The following is a 21,174-nucleotide window of genomic DNA, read 5'->3' as shown; positions in this document are numbered from 1 at the left end:
ATGGCGAAGACCCGTGAAAAGCGCCCGACAAGTTTCTATTTTCTGGCGGCCTTCTTTGCGCTGTTTGTGCTGTTCCTGTATGGGCCGATGCTGACGATCTTTATCCTGTCATTTCAGGGTGAAAATGGCGGTCTGACCTTCCCGATGAATGGATTTTCGGTCCATTGGTTCGGCAATTTGTTTGAGCAGCAGGCGGTCGGGGATTTTGGCGGATCGTTCCTGCGATCTCTCAAGCTTGGCCTGATTGTCATGGTGGTGACGGTTCTGGTGTCCTTTATGGCGGGGTTGGCGTTTCGCAAGCGGTTCAAGGGGGACAGCGTGATTTTCTATCTGGCGATTGCCAGCCTGATCGTGCCGTCGATCCTGATTTCGCTTGGCATCGGATTGCTGTTCAATATCGTGAGCTGGCAACCGCAATGGTTTACATCGGCCCTTGGCGCGCATCTGACATGGACCTTCCCGTTCGGGCTTCTGATCATGTTTGCGGTGTTTAACCGGTTTGATCCGTCCTTTGAAGAAGCCGCGCGCGATCTGGGGGCGAGCAGTTGGCAAACCATCTGGCATATCGTTTTGCCGATGGTGGCACCCAGCCTTATTGGGGTCGCGATGTTTTCCTTTACCCTGTCCTATGACGAGTTTGCCCGGACGCTGATGACGGCGGGGGCGCTTAATACCCTGCCGCTTGAGATTTACGGGATGACGACCAATGTGACGACACCGGTGCTTTATGCGCTGGGCACGGTGACGACCGGTTTTTCGTTTGTGGTGATTGCCATAGCCCTTGGTTCGGTCCTGATCCTGCGGCATCGCAAGGGGCAAAAGGCATGACCCGGATCGCGGTTATCAATCCCAATATGTCGGTCGGGTTTACCGAAAAGGTTGGTTTGCAGGCGCGCCGTATTGTTGCGCCCGGTACCGAGATTGTTGCCCTTAACCCGCAGTTCGGCCCGGCCAGTATCGAGGGCTATTATGACGAGGCATTTGCCAGTGTCGGGTTGCTTGCCGCGATGCGCGGGCTTGAGGCAGACGGGGCTTCGGGCGGGAAGATCAGCGGATATGTGGTGGCGTGTTTTGATGATACCGGTGTCGATGCCGCGCGCTGCCTGACCAAAGCGCCGGTGATGGGGTTGTGCGAGGCGGCCCTTCGGTTTGCGGCCATCGTTGCGTCGCGTTTTGCCATCGTCACGCCGATGGCGGTATCGGTGCGGCCGCTTGAACATCTGGTGTCGAAATATGGGGCATCTTCGCAATGTGTGGTGCGGGCGGCGGGTGTTCGCACACTCGATTTCGAGGGCGAGAATGCGGATATGGCCTATCTGGCGCTGAAAATTTCGGCGGAAAACTGCCTTGCCGAAGATGGTGCCGAGGCGATTGTTCTGGGTTGTGCCGGAATGACCGATATTGCCGACCGATTGCAGGCCGAGCTTGGCGTGCCGGTGATTGACGGGGTCAGTGCGGCGGTCAAGCTGATCGAAGCCATGGGGATGCTGGGGCTTCAGACCAGCAAGGCGGGGGCCTATGCCAGCCCGCCGGTGAAAACCTATGACGGGATATTTGCCGCGTTTGCGCCGGTGGCGTGAGATGGTTTGGGCCGGATTTCCGGTCAGATTTGCTTTAGGGCCTGTTCGACCTGAACCAGATGACGGCGCATGGCGTCTTCTGCGCGTTTGGGGTCGCGCTGTTCTATGGCATCGACGATCTCGCGATGCTGGGTGCTCAGATCATTGATCAGGCGGTCGGAATGGCTGCTTTCGCGCATACGCGCCCATGCGGCTTCGCGGCGGACGGCACTGACGGCTTCGAACACCGCCAGAAACAGGGTGTTGCGGACACTTTCGGCCAGTTTCTGATGAAAGGCCGCGTCCCATTTTTCATATTCGCCCTGATTTTGGGCTTTGGCGGCGTTTTCGACCATGGTGCGCATGGTGTCGATATCGGACTGTGATGCACGCAGGGCGGCAAACCGGGCCATGGATGGCTCGATCTCCTGGCGGACTTCCATGATTTCAAACGGGCTTGTTCGGGTGGCCAGTCCTTCGAGTTTGCGAAGGCGCGGTGTTGGCGGGGTGCCGACAAAGGTGCCCTGACCCTGACGACGCCAGATCAGGCCATCAGATTCAAGCTGATCCAATGCCTTGCGCAGCGCGCGGCGCCCGACATCAAGCTGTTCGGCCAGTTCGCGTTCGGCGATGACGCGCCCGTCCTTGACGAATTCTCCCGCGGCGAAGCTTGTTCTCAGCTTTTCTGCCAACCCCTGGGTTGCTATGTCATTCATGGCGTTTTTTATCGTTATCTGGACGTTTAAATCTTATCTGTTCCGGCCTGTTGCCCGCATGTTGCACCCTTGCGGTTTCGTCAGCCCGGAACAGCATCAATCCCAATCAGATATCAGGAAATCAGATCATAGAACATGCGCAATGATGTGATGGCCAGAAACAGGCCAAAACAGATGCGAAGGGCCCGCCTTGGGATGGAATGTGCGATGCGTGCGCCAACCGGTGCGAAAAGAACCGTCATCGGGATCAGCAGGGCCGCGGCCAGCACGTTCACATAGCCCAGCGAGAAGGGCGGGCGTCCGTCGACACCAATGCCGGACATGGCATAACCAATGGTGCCGGGCAGGGCGATGATCAGGCCGATTGCGGCCGATGTGCCCACCGCACGGCGGATGTCATATCCAAGGAAGCTTAATACCGGTACGCAGATCGTGCCACCGCCGATCCCCATCATCGCCGACAGGCTGCCCGCGATCACACCCAGTATCGCCCAGACGGATTTTGGCGGGTTTTTCTGGGTATCGGTTTCGCGATCCCGGACCAGAATCATATTGGCGGCAACCAGCAGGGCGACGACGGCAAACACGATGGTCAGAACCCGGCCATCGGCAAAGCCACCAATCGCGGTGCCAATCAGAACACCGACGACAATTGCCGGGCCCCAGTGTTTAAGCAGGGCGATATCGACCGAACCCTTTTTATAGTGGCTTCGGGTGGATGAAATCGCGGTGGCGATAATCGTTGTTAAGGAGGTGGCGACGGCAACCTGCATGCGCAGGCTTTCATCCACACCCATGGTGGTCAGGAAATGATACAGCACCGGCACAATGACGATACCGCCGCCGACGCCCAGAAGCCCGGCCATGATGCCGCCAACGATGCCGGCAAACAGCATTGCCGCACCCCACAGCAGATACAGGCTCATGGTGCCTTCGATTTCAATCATGATGAACCAATCCAAACCAATAATGACTATCTAGGTGTATTGGTACTAACTCTGATTGGTCGTAGTTGGCAAATGTTTTGCGCCATTAAGCAGCTTAATCTGGCAATTAATCACGATTAATCAGATTTAATAGTTGCGAACCAAATGCAAGAATGCCAACAATATGGCGACAAAATGAACAAACCAAATATAAATTGGTTCAGACTCAGGTATCAAATCTCATCAGGAGGCAGAACATATGTTCCGCAAGATTGCCGTAGCCGCCGGTTTGATGGCTGCTGCCTTTGCCGCACCCGCGCAGGCGCAGAGCTATCCCGAAAAACCGATTGAATTCATCGTGCCGTGGGGGCCGGGTGGCGGCAGTGACACGTTGATGCGTATCGTTGCACAGGGCCTTGCCGAAGAAACCGGACAGGCCATTCCTGTCATCAATATGCCCGGCGTGGGTGGCAATGTCGGCCTTGCCGAATTCGCCAAACGTCCGGCAGATGGCTATACCATTTCGCAGATTCACGAAGGTCTTCTGGTATCGAGCCAGACCGGAATTACCGAGCTTAACTGGGACAGCTTTATCCCCGTCGCACTGGTGGCATCGTCGCCGCAGTATCTGACGCTTTCGAAGAACGATAATTTTTCGAACTTCGAAGAAATGGTCGCCTATGCCAAGGCGCATCCGGGTGCCGTTCGCGCCGGTGTGACGCTGGGCGGGATTCCGCATGTTCATATCGCGATGATCGAAGAAGCCATGGGGCTTCAGTTTTCCTATGTCGGTTACACCGATACGGGTGAGCGTATCCGTGCGCTGATGGGTGGTAACATCGATATCGCAATTGGCGATATTTCATCTGCCAAGCAGTTCGTCGACAATGGCGATCTGGTTTATGCCGCCGTTGGCACCGCAGAACGCACCGATGATGCACCGGACGTTCCGACGCTTAAGGAACTTGGCATGGATGCCGAGCTGGTGATCACGCGTGGTGTGGTTCTGCCGAAAGGGACGCCGCAGGAAACCGTTGATGCGCTTGAAGCCCATATCGAAAAGGTCATGCAGCGCGAAGACGTGATCAAGCTGATGAAAAATGCCGGTGCCGATCCGGTGTTCTATGGTCAGGAAAAATACAGCGCCTATCTTGAAAAGCTTAATGCGACCATCGCGAAGCTTGTAGGCAAGCTCGAAGGATGACCGTCAAGGTGACGGAGGCAGCAGCAGCGGATACAGGTGTATCCGCTGCTTCGCGCGCCCGCACCGAATTGGCGCGGCTGATCTCCTATATCGTTTTTGGTGGCGTTTCTGTTGTTCTGTCCTCGATGGCGGCCGGTTTGCCGACGTCACGCTGGGAACCGCTGGGGGCGGGCACCTTCCCGAAGCTTGTTTTTGCCCTGCTGGCGGTGCTTTGCCTGATTGCGGCTGTTCGTTCGATCATTGAAATCGTGCGGGCGGGTGGTCTTGCGGGTGTGGGGGCTGCCTTTACCCAGTGGCTTTATGTGCGTCGGGTATCCATCGGCCTGTTTGCGCTGTTTGCGGTTTATCTTGGCGTTCTGCCGTGGACCGGGTTTTCGCTTGCGAGTTTTGTCTTTCTGCTGATTGCGCAGTTGATGATTGCGGGTGTTTCGCGACGCACGGTCATGCAGTCCATCATCGCCGCCCTGATTTTTTCGGTCGGGTTGAACCTGCTGTTTGCAGAAGTTTTCAATGTGTTCTTACCGCGCGGCGTTCTGTTCGCGGGTTAGGCGGGAAAGTTTAAATTATGCTGGATGCGTTTCTTGCCGGGGCCCATCAGGTATTTGCCTTTGATACCCTGACATACATGCTGATCGGGTCGGTTGCCGGGATTGTTGCCGCGGCCATCCCCGGTTTTACCGTGACAATGGCAATCATTCTGACGCTGCCGCTGACCTTTGCCATGGAGCCGTTGCAGGGTGTTTCGGTGATGCTGTCGGTTTATGTTGGTGGGTATACCGGTGGCCTGATCAGTGCCGCCCTTCTGGGGATTCCCGGAACACCAAGTTCGGTTGCCACAACCTTTGATGCCTTTCCGATGGCACGCAAGGGGGAACCGGGCCGGGCCCTTTCACTGGGTGTATGGGCATCGTTCTTCGGGACGGTGATTTCGACCATCGTTCTGATCGTGGCCGCCCCGCCGCTGGCGCTGATTGCGGTCAAGCTTGGCCCGTGGGAATATTTCGCGCTGATCGTCTTTGCGCTGACGATTGTTGCCAGCCTTGTCGGGAATTCGTTAATCCGTGGTTTGATCGCGGGCGTCATTGGCCTTGGCATTGCGACCATCGGCCCGGACCCGATGATGGGCAAATCGCGCCTGACCTTTGATACCGATCTTCTGATGCCGGGCTTGCCGTTCCTTGTGGTGCTGATTGGTATTTTCGCGATCAGCCAGCTTCTGAGCGAAGTGGAAATTCATGGCAAGAAGGCCAATCAGGCGCTGATCCCCGATGTGATCGACTTCAAGACATGGAAAGTCATGCGCGAAGTCCTGATGGCACCGGTCAATCTGTTCCGGTCATCGATGATCGGGGTTCTGATTGGGGCGTTGCCGGGTGCGGGTGGATCGATCGCCAATCTGCTGGCCTATGATCAGGCCAAACGCAGTTCGAAAAACCCGGAAAAATTCGGCGAAGGCTGCGCCGATGGTGTGGTCGCGTCCGAGGCGGGTAACTCTGCCACGGCGGGTGGCGGCCTGATCCCGATGATTGCGCTTGGTATCCCCGGTTCTGCGGTGGATGCCATTCTGATGGCGTCATTGATGGTGCATGGCATTTCGGTCGGCCCGCGCCTGATCATGGATCATGCCGATCTGGCCTATGGCATGTTCATTGCCATGATCGTTTCAAGCCTGATGATGCTGGTGGTGTGTGTCGCTTCCATGCGCCTGTTCCTGCGGGTGACCGACATCCCCAAACAGTTCATCGTGCCGACCGTCATCATTTGCTGCGTTATTGGGGCGTTTGCGCTTAATAACCGTGTGACGGACCTGTATCTTCTGGGGATTATCGGGTTGGTTGGTTATGGCCTTAAATGCCTTGATTATCCGCTGGCACCGCTGGTGCTGGGTGTGATCCTGGGGCCGATTGCCGAAACCAATCTGCGTCGGGCATTGATGAGTGATCCCGACTGGATGACTTTCTTTACCCGACCGATTTCAGCCGTCCTTCTGGCGGCGGCGTTGCTGTCGGTTATCTTCAGTGTCCGTTCCATCCTTAAAATGCGTAAAAAGAACCGTCCCGCCACCGATGAACAGGACGGCGATTAAGCCGATCAGGAGACTCCAATGAAACTTCGTCATGACGCGCTTTATGCCTCACGCCGGTCACCGGTGCTTGCGCGCAATGTTGTATCGACATCCCAGCCATTGGCGGCACAGGCCGGTTTGCGCATGTTGCTGGCGGGCGGGAATGCGGCCGATGCTGCATTGGCTTCTGCCATTGCATTGACGGTGCTTGAGCCGACCGGCAATGGGCTTGGTTCGGATGCCTATGCGATCATCTGGGATGGCAAGGAGCTGCATGGGCTTAATGCATCTGGTCGTGCGCCCGCGGCATGGTCGCCGGAACGCTTTGCCGGGGCGGATGCCATGCCGCAGCGCGGCTGGGAATCTGTGACCGTACCGGGGGCCGTTTCGGCCTGGCGCGAAATTTCCGACAAGTTTGGCAAACTGCCGTTTGAAAAACTGTTCGAGCCAGCCATCGAATATGCTAGCCGTGGTTTTGCCGTCTCCCCGATCATTGCAACCCTTTGGGAAAAGGGCGGCAATCTTTTGGGCAAGCAACCGGGCTTTGCCGAGGCGTTTCTGCCCGGTGGCAAGGCACCGAAGGCGGGTGAATTGTTCATCAACCGTGCGATTGCGGAAAGCCTGACAGATATCGCAGAGACCGGTGGCGAGAGTTTCTATCGCGGGCGGCTGGCGGCCAAAATTGCGGCTTTTGCCAAGGAAAATGGTGCGGTCCTGACCGAAGAGGACCTTGGAAATCATAAAACCGACTGGGTCGGAACGATTTCGCAAAGCTTTGGCAAGGTCAAGCTGCATGAAATCCCGCCAAACGGACAGGGCATTTCAGCCCTGATTGCGCTTGGTATTTTGCGTCATACCAACATTGCCGATCATGCACCGGACTCGGTCGAGGCCCTGCATCTTGAGATCGAGGCGATGAAGCTGGCCTTTGCGGATATGCATGAATATGTTGCCGATCTGGATCACATGCGTGATGTGACGGTCGAACATCTGCTGTCCGATGATTACCTGAAATCGCGTGCGGCATTGATTGATGCCAACAAGGCGCAGGATTTCAAGGCCGGTGCGCCAAAGCATGGCGGCACGGTCTATGTCACGGCGGCGGATGAAAGCGGCATGATGGTGTCGTTCATCCAGTCGAACTATATGGGTTTCGGGTCCGGTGTTGTTGTGCCGGGCACATCAATCAGCCTGCAAAACCGTGGTTTCGGTTTCACCCTGAAAGACGGTCATCCCAATCAGGTGGCAGGCGGAAAACGCCCGTTCCAGACGATCATTCCGGGCTTCCTGATGGGGGACGACGGCAACCCGGTCATGAGCTTTGGCGTGATGGGCGGCCCGATGCAGTCACAGGGCCATTTGCAGATGACGCTTCGGACCCAGCTTTGGGGGCAGGACCCGCAAACGGCGGCAGATGCGCCGCGCTGGCAGGCGCTTTCCGGGCTTGAGGTTGCCGTTGAGGCCTCGGTCGGGGCGGATGTGATCGATGCCCTGAAAACCAAGGGGCACGCGATCAAGGTTGAGGCCCCCGATAGCACCAATTTCGGTTTTGGTGGTGCGCAGCTTATCGCGAAAACCGATGCCGGATATGTTGCCGGTTCTGATCCGCGAAAAGACGGTTGTGCCGTCGGATATTAATCTTCCCATCCTCAATTCAGATGAGCTCCCCTTAATTCATCTGGTGCAAAGGCCGGTCATTAATTTGACCGGCCTTAATTCTTATGAAAATCCGATATTTTGATCTGCTAATGTTTTTCGGTTCGTCAAGATGGAAATCACCGCAATTCAGGGGGATAGCCCATGCAAAAATGCTGCTTTGAGTCTGGGCCGGAAAAGCGTAAAGACGCAAGATGCGGAATTTGAAATGCTGGCAGCACCGGATTCTTATCAATATGCTGTCACATTGCTGCCCCGTTCTTTAAGCAAAACATCTTTGGCGGGAAAATCGCCGATCAGTTGGAAAACTCAGACGGGAAATATGTACAGATTTCAAAAGCGTGTCACCAGTGTCTCGGTTCATGCTCTGCTTGCGGTTGCGCTGGCGGGGTTTTTAACGTTTGGGGCGAGTGGCCCGGTACACGCGCAGGATAGCAGCACTACGACCGAAACTTCGTCAGGCGAGCAGCCTGCTGTACCCGTACAGGCCGAAACGGCCAGCCCGGCAGCAGAAAGCACAGAGCCGGCGGCGGATAGTGCCCAAACCCCTGCTGATAATTCTGCTGAAAATCCTGTGCAACCTGCTGAGGGTGCGGCGGCACCAGAGACGGCTGAAAAACCGGCGGTTTCCGTGCCAGTGGCCTTTGATCCCGCACAGGTGATCGAGCGGGCGCGCAATCTTGCAAAACAACCGTTCGAGAATCCGCATCGTGAGCTGCCCGAAGCACTGGCAAATCTTAGCTCCGATAATTACGCGAAGATCCGCTTTAAATCCGAGAAAGCATTTTTCAGTCAGGCGAATTCGGGTTTCGCACTGGACCTTTATCATCCGGGCAACATGTATGACGTGCCGGTTGCCATAAACCTTATTCGTGAAGGTCAGGTGCAGGCTGTTCCCTATTCTGCGGGATTGTTCGATTTTGGCGAGACCGGCCTTTCGGGTAATGATTTCTCGACACAGGGATATGCCGGTTTCCGTCTGCGGTATCCGTTGGGGAATGTTGCAGGCAGTGATGAACTGGCGACCTTCCTTGGCGCTTCCTATTTCCGCATTCTGGGGCGTGATCAGGTTGCCGGGCAGATGGCGCGCGGCCTGACCATTGATCTTGCCGGTCCGTCCGGCGAAGAAATCCCGGTATTTCGTGAATTCTGGATCGTGGCGCCCAAACAAGGCGAGCGCACGATCACGGTATTTGCGCTTCTTGATAGCGTGCGCGTAACCGGTGCCTATCGGTTTGATATTCGCCCGGGTAACAACAGCAAAGTTGATGTCAGCAGCACGCTTTTCTTCCGGGATCGTGTCGAAAAGATCGGCCTTGCGCCATTGAACAGCATGTTCCTTTATGGCGAACAGAAGCGCCGCCGCCTTGATGATTATCGTGGTGAAGTTCATTCAAGTGATGGTCTTTTGATCAATAACGGTAAAAATGAATGGCTTTGGCGGCCGCTTGATAATCCGGCAAATCTGCAAATCAGTTCGTTCCTGGATGAAAATCCGCGCGGCTTCGGGCTTTTGCAGCGTGACCGGAACTTTGACCATTATCAGGATCTCGATACCCGTTTCGATCAGCAGCCGGGATATTGGGTGACGCCAAAAGGCGATTGGGGCAAAGGGCATGTTGAACTGGTCGAGATACCAAGCCCGAGCGAAGGTAACGACAATATTGTTGCCTTCTGGGTCCCGCAGAACAAGCCCGAGGCGGGAACCGAGCTGACATTCGAATATAAGATTGCGGCAACACAGGATGGAAGCGACCTGCACAAGCTGTCACAGGCGACAGATACGCGCATCATGCGTATCCAGTCTGAGGGTGATGACGCGCAGGCGGCAACCCGTTTCATCCTGAATTTTGCCGGTGAAGAGCTTGAATATTATCTGGCTGACCTCGACAATCTTAAAGCCAATATCAGCGCGTCCAATGCCGAAATACGCAATGTCCGTATCATGAAGGATTCGGAAAACGGTGGGGTTCGCGTGATCTTTGATCTGATTGGGACAGGTGACGCCCAAAGTTCAAATTTACGGGCCTTCCTGCAATATGACGACAGGGTGCTGAGTGAAACCTGGACGATGCCGTGGGTGTTTTAACGCCTTTGGCCCGAATCCCGCGGGCACAATTGCCCGTGTGGTGCGTTTTGCCCGACAGTCGCAAGTTGAATTCAGGGAAAAGTAAAACCTTATGAGCCGGATTTCCGATCCTATGCCTGATAGCGCAGCCAATCATGGTGTCAACGAGGATGACCTTGACCCGACAGTCAAACTGCGCGGGCCGGGTGTTGGATCACGGCGCATTTTCCTGTTTGGCGCATCGATTTTTGCGACCGCCTATGCCGCGTGGCTGATGGCCGATGTATTGGGGGCCGACCAGCTGACCGTCATGGAAATGGTGGTTATTGCGTTCTTTACGATCAACTTTGCCTGGATTTCAGTGTCCTTCTTTACCGGGATTGTCGGGATATTCCTGCGTGGGTTCGGGCTGGATGCGATTACGCTGAAACGGTTGAAGCCGATTGCGCGCAAAGGGTCGCTCAGATCCAGGAATGTGGTGGTGATCCCGGTTTATAACGAAGACCCGGACCGTGTTTTTGCCGGGCTTCGCGCAAGTTATGAAAGCCTTGTCGCGACGGGTGAAATCGATGCGTTTGATTTCTTTGTTCTGTCCGATACCCGTGATCCCGATATCTGGATCGCCGAGGAAGTCGCATGGGCCAAGGCCTGCGCCGATCTGAAAGCGCGCGGCAAGATCTTTTTCCGCCGTCGGGCTGAAAATACCGAACGCAAATCCGGGAACCTTAAGGAATTCTGCGAGACCTATGCGACGCATTACGATCACATGATCGTTTTTGATGCCGATAGTGTGATGTCGGGCGAGGCCATGGTGAATATGGCCTATCTAATGGAAAACAATCCCGATGCCGGGATCATCCAGAGTCCGCCGCAGCCGACCGGCCGCCAGACCCTGTTTGCCCGTATCCTTCAGTTCATTTCGCGTGTGCATGGTCCGACCATGTCGGCGGGTTTGTCATTCTGGTGCATGGGTAGTTCGAACTATTGGGGCCATAACGCGATCATTCGCGTGCAGGCGTTCATTGATTGCTGCGGGTTGCCTGTATTGTCGGGCAAGCCGCCGATGGGCGGGCATATCCTGAGCCATGATTTTGTCGAGGCCGCCTTTATGCGCAAGGCGGGCTGGCGTTGCTGGCTGATCCCGCAGCTTGAAGGTAGCTGGGAAGAATTGCCGCCGAACCTGATTGATTATGCAATCCGTGATCGCCGCTGGTGCCAGGGCAATATGCAGCACGCGCGGCTTCTGTTTGCGCCGGGATTCAGGCCGCTTAGCCGTCTTCATTTCTTTATGGGGGTCATGAGCTTTGGCTCATCGCCGCTGTGGCTTCTGCTGTTGCTGTCTTCGACGATTGCGACGCTGCAGAACACCCAACTGACCTATAGCTTCTTCCCCAGCCAGTTTACGATGTTCCCGCAATGGCCGGTTGACCGGTCGTTCGAGATGCTGGTGCTGCTGGTCTTTACCATCGGTATGCTGGTGGTGCCCAAAATCATCTCGATCCTGATGGTTTGCCTTGGCCGTGACCGGAAGAAATACGGCGGGGTCATGGTGCTGGCGAGTGGTGTTCTTGAAACGCTGTATTCCGCCTTGCAGGCACCGATCATGATGATGTTGCATGCGCAGTTCGTGTTTTCGGTTCTGACCGGTAATCAGGTGGGTTGGGATGCACAGGAACGTGACGATACGGGGGTACCGTTTAAGGCGGCATTGAAAACCCATCGGACGATCATCGTGATCGGCCTTATCTGGGGGGCGGTGGCGCTGTTTGTGGATACGGCCTTCTTCTGGTGGCTGTCGCCGATTCTGGCGGGGCTTGTTCTGGCACCGTGGCTGACGCATTGGTCAAGCAGCCTTGCCATCGGGCGTGCGGCGCGCCGGATGAAGCTTTTTGTGACACCCGAAGAAACCGAATCCCCCGAAGAACTTGCGACATTGGCGCGCCTGACAGCGGAAGCGCCCGATGAGGATGTCAAAGACGGGTTGCTGCGCCTGATCGAGGACCCGTTTGCCAACGCATTGCATTCGGCACTTTTGCCCGCGCGTAAACCTGATCGTCGTACCCAGATCGAGATCGGCATCATCTATGAAAAGCTGTCCCGGTTGGGCGTCGAAAGCCTGACAAAAGACGAGAAACTCAAGATTCTATCGTGGCCGGTCAAGCCTCTTGATCAAATTATGGCTGGCAAAAAGGACGAAAACGCAAAAATGCCCGCTAATTCGTCATAGTGCATTGATTTTCTTGCATAGGTCGCGCCACAAAAACGCCCTGATTTAATCAAAATATGCCGCGGTTTTTAGGTGATCATAATCCTTACCAAAGAGTTAATCATCGATTGTCGCCATTTAGCCCGAAGGGGCCGCAAACATGACTGATCTGACCATCGCATCAAAAGGCTTTTCCTACGCTGCTTTTGAATCTGCTGCTGTGACTCGCCTGATCGATGAAACCGCGCGTGCGTGGTTGCGTTCGTTCAGTGTTGATAATCCGCAGGCCCATCAGCGTCTGGTGAACGAATTGCGTACCGCCTTGCAGCAGGACACCGTTGCGACAACCGAAAAAGAAAGCATGCAGGACATCCTTGATCAGGCGGCCCATGATGCCATTGCAAGCTGGTTTGCCGATCTGAGCGGCCAGAACAACTGTTTTGGTTCTTCGGGCTTTGCCATGATGCGTTGTGCATTCCTGTCGGCAAACTGCGACAAGGCTTGGTCCGAGCGTTTCCTGGATCGTGAACACAGCAACAATGACCTGGCCCTTGCCCTGTCGGTACAGATGATGTGCCCGACCCCGGCGGTGAAAAGCTGTGTGATGCCGCGCCAGTCGCTGGATCGTCGCGCCGCGTCCTAAAAGAATTTACAGATTTGCGCTGACTTGTTTTACCCTCAACGTCATTTGCGCATTCCCAATGAAGCACTGCCATAAAGGCGGTGCTTTGTTGGTTTGGGGGCATGCAAAAAAGAACCCGCCCAAAAGGGCGGGTCGAGTTCAGCGGGCGAGTGGGACCTGATCCCGATTGAAATCAGATCCCGATGACGTCAGGGCACACACTCCCCAACGCCGACGAAAAAGGGTTCAGGCGGCATTAGAGCCTTGTCCGTTTAGATTGAAGCGTTTTGCCGGAGACATTCTTCTGTCCTGCAAGGAAAGGATCGCAGAGCGTAGCGGGGGGCTACGGTCAAGATCCTTGACGCTGCGGGGCAGAAGAATGTCCCGGCCCGAAGGGTTCGTGTTTGGCGACGTTTCGCTGCGTTACACCGCTTGAACGATGCCCCGCATCGCCCTGCGCGCTGTGCCTTGCAAAATCGTTCGCCAAACGCGAACAAAATCGCTTCAATCTAAACGGACAAGGCTCTATGGGCCGCGGACAGTTTTTCAAGAAGCCGGGCGACATTCGGATCGTTTTTGCCGTTTCGGTCCAGTTCAAGGAAGAAGTCCGGATAGGGCGATTTGCCCGGTGTCAGGTTATAGGTTTCGAAATCGGTGATCCCGATGGCTTCCAGCACGCTTTCATCGGTGAAGAAACCACCGGTAACGTCGCGTGCGGGGGATGTCAGGATGGCGTGCGCGGCATCGGCAAGAATTTCGGGGCTACGCGCACGGCCCTGTTCAAGGCCGGGGATCATGTTAAGGGCGGCGGTTTCGATCACGGTGACGGGCCAAAGCGAGTTAACGGCAACACCTTCGTCTTCGAATTCCGCAGCAAGACCAAGCGTCACGAGGCTCATACCGTATTTTGAAATCGTATAGGCCGTGTGATTGGCAAACCATTGTGCCGACAGGTTGGGCGGTGGCGACATGGTCAGGATATGCGGATTGTCCGATTTCATCAGATGCGGCAGGCAGGCCTGCGCACAGGCGAAACTGGCCCGGGTGTTGACCTGATACATCAGATCGAACCGCTTCATCGGTGTTTGCAGGGTCGGGGTCAGATTGATCGCACTGGCATTGTTGATCAGGATGTCGATCCCGCCAAAGGTATCAACGGTTCTGGCGACGGCATCGGCGATCTGGTCTTCTTCGCGAATGTCGGTTTTAAGGGCCAATGCTCTGCCACCGGCTTCCTCGATCTCGGTGGCGGCAGAATGAATGGTGCCGGGCAGTTTGGGATGGGGTTCATCGGTTTTGGCGATGATCGCAACATTTGCCCCGTCGCGTGCCGCACGCAGCGCGATTGCTTTGCCGATCCCGCGCGATGCGCCGGTGATGAACAGTGTTTTGCCAGCTAAACTTGCCATGATTTTCTTCCCTGAATTTTCTTATGATTTGCCAAATTGCGGGCTGCGTTTTTCGACAAAGGCGCTGACACCTTCGCGGAAGTCGTGGCTTCCGGCGCAATTGGCGAAGGCTTTGGCTTCCAGTTCCAATTGTTCGGCCAGATCGTTTTCGGGCGCGGTGTTGAGCAACGCCTTGGTGCGGGCAAGGGCATCGCGTGGACCGGCGGCAAGGCGGGTTGCATATTTGGCCGTCGCCGATGCCAGTTGATCGGCGGGGACGACCTTGTTGACCAGACCGCATTCGTGGGCGTCGGCCGCGGTGAACCGGTCACCCAGAAAGGCAATTTCCTTGGCCTTTTTCATGCCGACAAGGCGGGGCAGCGAATGGGTTGATCCGCCGTCGGGTGACGTGCCGATATGGATATAGGCCAGTGTGAAAACGGTTTCCTCGGCGGCAACCGCAAGGTCGCAGGCATTCATCAGGCTGATGCCAAACCCGGCAACCGCGCCATCAAGCTTTGCAATAACAGGGCGGGGCAGGGCGGTTAGGCGGATGATGATGTCATGCACCCGGTTGATCATGGTTTCGATCTGGGGGCGGGATTCTTCCACCGGGTTTTTTGATAGCTCATAAAAGAACTTAACATCGCCACCGGCCATGAACGTGCCGCCTGATCCTTCGATAATGACCGCGCCGATATTGGCAATGTCCGCCTCGATCCGATCAAGGGCATCACCAAATCCTTTGATCATGGACTGATCAAGTGCATTCATCCGGTCGGGCCGGTTCAGGGTGATCGTTGCGATCTGATCGGTGATCGACAGCAAGACGGCATCAGTTGAAGTCATAAGAATTCCTCCCGCGGGCTTGTGCCCGGTTCTTTTGTCAGGCGGCAAGCCGTGCTTCGATGGCGGTTTCCATGTCCGGCCAGCCTGAAAGCCAGTCGGGCATTATCGGTGACGTTTCATCCGCACCCACCAGCCTGCAAATCTGTTCGGGCGGGACGATGCCATCGGGGCCGACAAACACGGCCTTCACAACGCCAAGTGCCAGAGTTTTGCCCTTCGCGGTAAAGCGCTGTTCCAGATAGAAACCCTTGTCATCCCAATAAAGGGCCTGGGTTTCGAGTTTGAAGCGCTGAAACGGTTTGATCGCGCGCTTGAACCGCATGGTCGATCCGGACACGACCGGCTGCCATTTGCGTTTGAGCATCTGTCTGGCGATGCCGTTGCGCAGGATCAGTTCGGTTCGTCCCAGATCCATCAGGGCGAAGTAGCGCGAATTGGTCATATGGACATTGATATCCAGATCCAGTGGCCATGCACGGAATGACAGGACAGACGGATCAAGCGGATGCAGACCGGGCCGCAACCAGGACAAGACCAGCACACGGATCAGTCGGAAAATCAGATTCACGACAGGCTCCTTGTGCCGATATATGCCGGTTGAGGGATGCGGCCCGTTTGCATGATCAGAACAGATCCTCGTCCAGTTCCATCATGGTGCCGGACCCCGCCATCATCGCGCTGAACAGTGCGCCAGACTGCGGCAGGATGCGTTCCATATAGAATTTGGCGGTGATCAGTTTCGCCTTATAGAAACCGTCCGGATCGTCGTCCTGTTTCGCCAACGCGATTTCCGCCATGCGGGCCCACATATAGCCAACCGCGACCAGACCAAACAGGCGCAGGAATTCGGTGGCCGCGGCCCCGGCTTCGTTCGGGTTTTTCATGCCGCGTTGGGCCAGTTCACCGGTGGCCTGCTGCAAACGCATGAAGGCCTTCGCCAGTGGCTGGATGAAATCGCCAAGCCCGTCCTTCGATACGTTGGCTTCGATATATTCCTGCACCGGGTGGAAGAAACGCCGAAGGTAACGACCGGCCTTTGCCGGCATTTTACGCCCGACAAGGTCAAGGGCCTGAATGCCGTTGGTGCCTTCGTAAATCTGGGCGATGCGGGCATCACGAACATATTGTTCCATGCCCCATTCACGGATGTAACCGTGGCCGCCAAAGACCTGAACGCCAAGATTGGTGTTATCAAAGCCCCAATCGGTGAACAGGGCCTTGACGATTGGGGTCATCAGCTGGACGAATTCGTCGGCTTCTTCGCGTTTTACCGGATCGGCATGATGTTTGGCGGTATCAAGTGCGCGCGCCACCCATATGCCCATTGCCCGGCATCCTTCGTTGGTCGCGCGTGCGGTCAGAAGCATCCGGCGTACATCGGGATGGACCAGCAGGGAGTCGGCGGGGTTTTCGGGGCTTTTCGGGCCGGTCAATGCCCGGCCTTGCAGGCGGTCACGGGCATAGGCAGCCGCCCCCTGATAGGCGGCTTCGCCAAGTCCAAGACCCTGAATGCCAACCGAAAGGCGTTCCTGGTTCATCATGGTAAACATGGCGGGCATGCCCTGATGGGGTTCACCGACCAGATACCCGATTGCGCCATCAAAGTTCATGACACAGGTGGCGGATGCCTTGATCCCCATCTTGTGTTCGATCGACCCGCATTTGACCGCGTTGCGATCCCCAAGCGATCCGTCGTCGCCAACCATGAATTTCGGGACAAGGAACAGGGAAATGCCCTTGGTCCCCTTGGGTGCATCGGGCAGTTTGGCCAGAACCAGATGGATGATGTTTTCCGTCAGGTCATGTTCACCGGCCGAGATGAAAATCTTGGTGCCGGAAATGGCATAGGATCCGTCTTCAAGTGGTTCGGCCCTGGTCTTGATGATGCCAAGATCGGTACCGCAATGTGGTTCGGTCAGGCACATGGTGCCAGCCCACGTGCCTTCGACCATTTTCGGAAGATATTTATCCTTCAGTTCGTCCGAGGCGTGGCTGTGAAGGGCGGCGTAGGCCCCAAAAGACAGACCCGGATACATCCCGAATGACAGGTTGGTCGAACAGATCATTTCCTCGACCAGGGCATTGATCGTTTTCGGCGCACCCTGACCGCCATAGACGGGATCGCAGGCAATGCCCGTCCATCCGCCTTCGGCAAAGGTCTGATAGGCTTCCTTGAAGCCCTTGGGCGTGGTGACGACACCATCATCCCAATGACAGCCTTCCTCGTCACCTGTGCGGTTGATCGGGAACAGGAGTTCCTCGCAGACCTTGGCGGCTTCTTCGAGAACGGCATCGACGACATCCGGTGTGAAATCCTCGCATCCGGGCATCTGGTTGATGTCGTTATAGTCAAACAGTTCGGTCAGGACGAAGCGCATGTCGCGCAGCGGTGCTTTATATTGGGCCATTTTTCTGTCCTCCTCGTCCTAGTTTCGCAACGGCTTGCCGGTCAGAAGCATATGTTCGACCCGGGCCATGGTGCCTTCGTTGCGGACCAGACGCATGAAGCCTTCGCGCTCCAGTTCCAGAATGTCATCTTCGGAAAGTTCTTCGGTGATGTCGGTGTCACCACCGGCAAGAACCCTGGCAAGTTCACCTGCGACGACACGGTCGTAATCGGTGGCCTTGCCCAGACGATAGAAACCATCAACCGCCATCTCGAAGGCAACCCGCGCACTTTCGCCGGGCAGGCGATAGGTGAATTCTTCGGGTGCTTCGTAGCCATCGACCATGGAAAGCGCACGCGCCTTGGCATCGGCCAGCAGACGGTTGCGGTTCATGGTGATGCCGTCATCCGGGCGGAAGAACAGGTTTTCCTTGGCTTCCATTGCGGATTTGGCAACGGTTGCGACCGAAATGATTTCAAATGCCTTGGCACTGGGTGCCATTGGGCCCTTGGGGAATTTCGGGTTTTCCGACCAGCGACGGATCATTTCCTTGCACCCGCCCCAGGCCGGGATCAGGCCAACGCCGGGTTCGACCAGACCGATATAGGTCTCCCCATGGGCCTGCACCGCATCACAATGCAAAAGGACCTCGCAGCCGCCGCCCAGTGCCATGCCGCTGGGTGCGCCAACAACCGGGAAGGGTGAATATTTAAGGGCTTTGTAGGTTTCCTGACCGGTTTCAACGAGATTCTCGATTTCCGGCCACGCGGCGATATTGGCGGCAAACAAAGCCAGACCAAGGTTCGCCCCGGCGGAGAAATTGCTGCCTTCGTTATAGATCACCATCGCCTTGAACTGCTTTTTGACAGTCCGGATGGATGTCTTGATCATACCAAGAACGTCAGCATCAAGCGCATTCATTTTGGTATGGAATTCAAGACAGGCAACGCCATCACCAATATCCCAAAGCGATGCTGCGCGGTTACCGACAACCGGTTCGGATTTGCGTTTGATGTCTTCAAGCAGAAGAACACCGTCCGGGCGGACGACCTTGGCGTATTTGCCATCAAAACCAAGGAAGAACAGCGTGCCGTCTTCGATCTTGTAAAACGATTTCCCGGCGGCCTTTTTGAGTAATGCCGGGACCTCGATACCATCGGTTTCAAGCATGGCAATCAGAGTATCAACCCCGATGGCATCCATCAGTTCGAACGGGCCGGTTTTCCACGCATAGCCAAGTTTCATCGCGTCATCGACATCGACAATCGAATTGGCGGCTTCTTCGGCGATGAAGGCAGCATAGGCAAGGGTTTTGGCCATCACGGCACGGCCATAAAGGCCACCCTTGTCCTTTGCTTCCATCATTTTGCGCGGGTCTTTACCGGCAGAACGAACGCTTTCAAGGCGGGCTTTTTCCGATTTGGCGAATTCACCGGTCTGAAGATTGACGGATTCCTTGACCTTTTCGCCACCTTCGCGGTTCAGACGGTAAAAGCCGCCCTTGCCCTTGCGACCGGTATAGCCATCCGCGATCAGTTTTCCGACCAGATCACTTTCGCGGTAAATCGCGTGGAACGGATCGGATTTATCAAGGGCACCGGCCATGCTGGATTGGACATGCGGCATCAAATCCAGACCCACCAGATCCATCAGGCCAAAGACACCGGTTTTGGGAATGCCGAACGGGCGACCAATGACGCTGTCGGCTTCTTCGACAGTCAATCCCCGGTCCATGGCTTCGACCATGGCGGCCTGAATCCAGTAGACACCAAGGCGGTTGGCGATAAAGCCCGGTTTGTCATGGCAGATGACACAGGTCTTGCCCAGTTTATGGTCGGCAAATTTCGCGACCATATCGATGACACCGTTTCGGGTGACGTCTGATCCGACCAGTTCCAGCAGACGCATATAGCGCGGTGGGTTGAAGAAATGCGTGATGATGAAATCCTGCGCAAACCCGTCGCCCATGCCATCAATCAGTGTGGCAAGCGGAATGGTCGAGGTGTTTGACGAGACAACCGATCCCTTGGCTCGAACCGCATCAATTTTGCGGTATAGATCCTGCTTGATATCAAGGCGTTCGATGACGGCCTCGACGATCCAGTCGCATTTGGCCAGCTTATCAAGGTCGTCCTCGATATTGCCGCACGTGATCAGCTTTGCGACACGTTTGGACATGAACGGGGCCGGATCGGTTTTCAGCATCTTGGCAACCGCACCTTCGGCCACCGCGTTGCGGTTTTCTGATCCTTCGGGAACGATATCAAGCAACAGAACGGGCGTGCCCGAATTGGCGATATGGGCGGCAATCCCGGCCCCCATAACACCGGCGCCGATAACGGCGACCTGTTTGATGTTGGTCATTACATCGCCTCCAGAATGGTCGCGATCCCCTGACCCCCGCCAATACATTGCGAGGCAAGTGCGTATTTGCCGCCTTCACGTTTCAGAAGGGCGGCTGCCTTGCCAACAATACGTGCGCCCGTTGCGCCCAGCGGATGCCCGATGGCCAGCGCACCACCGTCGATATTGACGGTTTTGATATCCAGACCAAGGTCGGAAATGCTGGCGATTGCCTGCGATGAAAAGGCCTCGTTCAGTTCAACGACATTCAGGTCGGATGCCTTGATACCAGCACGTGCCAGCGCCTTTTTCGAGGCGCCAACCGGCCCGATTCCCATGATTTCCGGCAGGCAACCATCAACCGCGACGGACTTGATCCGTGCCAGCGGGGTCAGGCCGTGTTTCTTGGCATATTCTTCGGAGCAGACCAGAACGGCCGATGCGCCATCGGTCAGCGGCGAGGATGTGCCCGCGGTCACAACGCCATCCGCCTTGAAGGCCGGTTTCAGATCGGCCAGACCTTCGGCTGTGGTGTCGCCGCGAATGCAGCCATCTTCGGCGATTGTGCCATCGGGGCCTTCTATCGGAATGATTTCGTCAACGAATTTACCGGCGGATTGTGCCGCAGCGGCCTTTTTGTGGCTTTCCACGGCAAAGGCTTCCTGATCGGCGCGCGACAGGCTGTATTTGGTGGCGACGTTTTCTGCTGTGTCACCCATGCCCATATATGCCTCGGGCATTTCCTTATACAGGGCCGGGTTTGGCATCGGGTTGAAGCCCATCATCGGCACGCGCGACATGCTTTCGATACCGGCACAGATGAAGGCGTCACCGGCACCAATCGCGATTGCACCTGCTGCCTGATGGATCGACTGCATGGATGATCCGCAGAAACGGTTGACCGTAACACCGCCGACCGAACGCGGCAGACCGGCAAGAAAAGTAACCAGTCGGGCAACGTTAAGCCCCTGTTCGCCTTCCGGAAAGGCGCAGCCCAGAACCAGATCCTCTATCGTGTTGGGATCGATCCCGGTTTTATCCACCAGACCTTTGACAACCTGTGCAGCAAGATCGTCAGGACGGACCTTGGCAAGGGCACCTTTGCGTGCCGGGGTGAAAGGTGACCGGACATATCCGGCAATTACGGCATTGGTCATGGCGAAGTATTCCTTCCTGAGCTGTCAG

At 56.0% G+C, this 21,174-nt stretch carries 17 protein-coding genes; 9 read left to right on the top strand and 8 right to left on the bottom strand.

All coding sequences use genetic code 11. The features are described 5' to 3' along the window. Positions 1 to 828 carry an ABC transporter permease gene (locus BC440_RS12220; protein ID WP_063092408.1) on the top strand — a complete coding sequence of 276 codons (828 nt, stop codon included), beginning with the start codon at positions 1 to 3 and terminating at the stop codon, positions 826 to 828. Further along, on the top strand, positions 825 to 1,580 hold the full coding sequence (locus tag BC440_RS12215) for an aspartate/glutamate racemase family protein (RefSeq protein WP_063092409.1): 756 nt from the start codon (positions 825 to 827) through the stop codon (positions 1,578 to 1,580). The genes BC440_RS12220 and BC440_RS12215 overlap by 4 nt, the downstream gene beginning before the upstream one ends. A 23-nt stretch (positions 1,581 to 1,603) precedes the next feature. On the opposite strand, the gene BC440_RS12210 is transcribed toward BC440_RS12215, so the two are convergent. Together BC440_RS12210 and BC440_RS12205 are read right to left on the bottom strand one after the other, a co-directional pair. Then, positions 1,604 to 2,275 carry a FadR/GntR family transcriptional regulator gene (locus BC440_RS12210; protein WP_063092410.1) on the bottom strand — a complete coding sequence of 224 codons (672 nt, stop codon included), beginning with the start codon at positions 2,273 to 2,275 and terminating at the stop codon, positions 1,604 to 1,606. A 113-nt stretch (positions 2,276 to 2,388) separates the two neighbouring features. Beyond that, on the bottom strand, positions 2,389 to 3,222 hold the full coding sequence (locus BC440_RS12205) for a sulfite exporter TauE/SafE family protein (RefSeq protein WP_037988410.1): 834 nt from the start codon (positions 3,220 to 3,222) through the stop codon (positions 2,389 to 2,391). A gap of 238 nt (positions 3,223 to 3,460) precedes the next feature. Between BC440_RS12205 and BC440_RS12200 the strand changes: the two genes are divergently transcribed. From BC440_RS12200 to BC440_RS12170, 7 genes are all read left to right on the top strand, one after another. Next, the gene (locus BC440_RS12200) at positions 3,461 to 4,405 is read left to right on the top strand and encodes a tripartite tricarboxylate transporter substrate binding protein (RefSeq protein ID WP_063092411.1); all 945 of its coding nucleotides are present in this window, start codon (positions 3,461 to 3,463) and stop codon (positions 4,403 to 4,405) included. Continuing rightward, positions 4,402 to 4,953: a tripartite tricarboxylate transporter TctB family protein gene (locus tag BC440_RS12195; protein WP_063092412.1), complete on the top strand. Its 552-nt coding sequence runs from the start codon at positions 4,402 to 4,404 to the stop codon at positions 4,951 to 4,953. The genes BC440_RS12200 and BC440_RS12195 overlap by 4 nt, the downstream gene beginning before the upstream one ends. A gap of 17 nt (positions 4,954 to 4,970) precedes the next feature. Continuing rightward, positions 4,971 to 6,491, top strand: a complete 1,521-nt coding sequence (locus BC440_RS12190; RefSeq protein ID WP_007088644.1) for a tripartite tricarboxylate transporter permease — start codon at positions 4,971 to 4,973, stop codon at positions 6,489 to 6,491. A gap of 18 nt (positions 6,492 to 6,509) precedes the next feature. Next, positions 6,510 to 8,108, top strand: coding sequence for a gamma-glutamyltransferase family protein (locus tag BC440_RS12185; RefSeq protein ID WP_063092413.1), 1,599 nt, complete (start codon positions 6,510 to 6,512; stop codon positions 8,106 to 8,108). A 340-nt stretch (positions 8,109 to 8,448) separates the two neighbouring features. Next, entirely contained in the window at positions 8,449 to 10,215 is a 1,767-nt protein-coding gene (locus BC440_RS12180; RefSeq protein WP_223304902.1) for a glucan biosynthesis protein, read from the top strand. Positions 10,216 to 10,327: 112 nt separating this feature from the next. Further along, entirely contained in the window at positions 10,328 to 12,421 is a 2,094-nt protein-coding gene (mdoH, locus tag BC440_RS12175; protein WP_230729274.1) for a glucans biosynthesis glucosyltransferase MdoH, read from the top strand. Positions 12,422 to 12,560: 139 nt separating this feature from the next. Beyond that, a complete protein-coding gene (locus tag BC440_RS12170; protein WP_063092415.1) occupies positions 12,561 to 13,043 on the top strand; it encodes a hypothetical protein in 483 nt (160 codons plus the stop codon). Between the two features lie 488 nt (positions 13,044 to 13,531). Here the strand turns inward: BC440_RS12170 and BC440_RS12165 are convergent, their stop codons facing one another. The 6 genes from BC440_RS12165 to BC440_RS12140 are packed head-to-tail and all read right to left on the bottom strand — an operon-like array spanning position 13,532 to position 21,146. After that, positions 13,532 to 14,431 carry an NAD(P)-dependent oxidoreductase gene (locus tag BC440_RS12165; RefSeq protein WP_063092416.1) on the bottom strand — a complete coding sequence of 300 codons (900 nt, stop codon included), beginning with the start codon at positions 14,429 to 14,431 and terminating at the stop codon, positions 13,532 to 13,534. Positions 14,432 to 14,452: 21 nt separating this feature from the next. Then, positions 14,453 to 15,259, bottom strand: coding sequence for an enoyl-CoA hydratase (locus BC440_RS12160; RefSeq protein WP_063092417.1), 807 nt, complete (start codon positions 15,257 to 15,259; stop codon positions 14,453 to 14,455). A 37-nt stretch (positions 15,260 to 15,296) separates the two neighbouring features. Next, positions 15,297 to 15,827, bottom strand: coding sequence for a thioesterase family protein (locus tag BC440_RS12155; RefSeq protein ID WP_063092418.1), 531 nt, complete (start codon positions 15,825 to 15,827; stop codon positions 15,297 to 15,299). Positions 15,828 to 15,882: 55 nt separating this feature from the next. Beyond that, on the bottom strand, positions 15,883 to 17,667 hold the full coding sequence (locus BC440_RS12150; protein ID WP_063092419.1) for an acyl-CoA dehydrogenase C-terminal domain-containing protein: 1,785 nt from the start codon (positions 17,665 to 17,667) through the stop codon (positions 15,883 to 15,885). Positions 17,668 to 17,685: 18 nt separating this feature from the next. Further along, the gene (locus BC440_RS12145) at positions 17,686 to 20,010 is read right to left on the bottom strand and encodes a 3-hydroxyacyl-CoA dehydrogenase/enoyl-CoA hydratase family protein (RefSeq protein ID WP_063092420.1); all 2,325 of its coding nucleotides are present in this window, start codon (positions 20,008 to 20,010) and stop codon (positions 17,686 to 17,688) included. Further along, complete coding sequence (locus BC440_RS12140; protein ID WP_063092421.1) at positions 20,010 to 21,146, bottom strand: thiolase family protein; 1,137 nt, start codon at positions 21,144 to 21,146, stop codon at positions 20,010 to 20,012. Before BC440_RS12140 ends, BC440_RS12145 begins: the two co-directional genes overlap by 1 nt. Positions 21,147 to 21,174: the final 28 nt, after the last annotated feature.

This window comes from Thalassospira sp. MIT1004, assembly GCF_001858545.1.
GTDB classification, from domain to species: domain Bacteria; phylum Pseudomonadota; class Alphaproteobacteria; order Rhodospirillales; family Thalassospiraceae; genus Thalassospira; species Thalassospira xiamenensis.
Note: the sequence above shows the minus strand (reverse complement) of the source record. Positions and strands in the feature narration are given on the sequence as shown.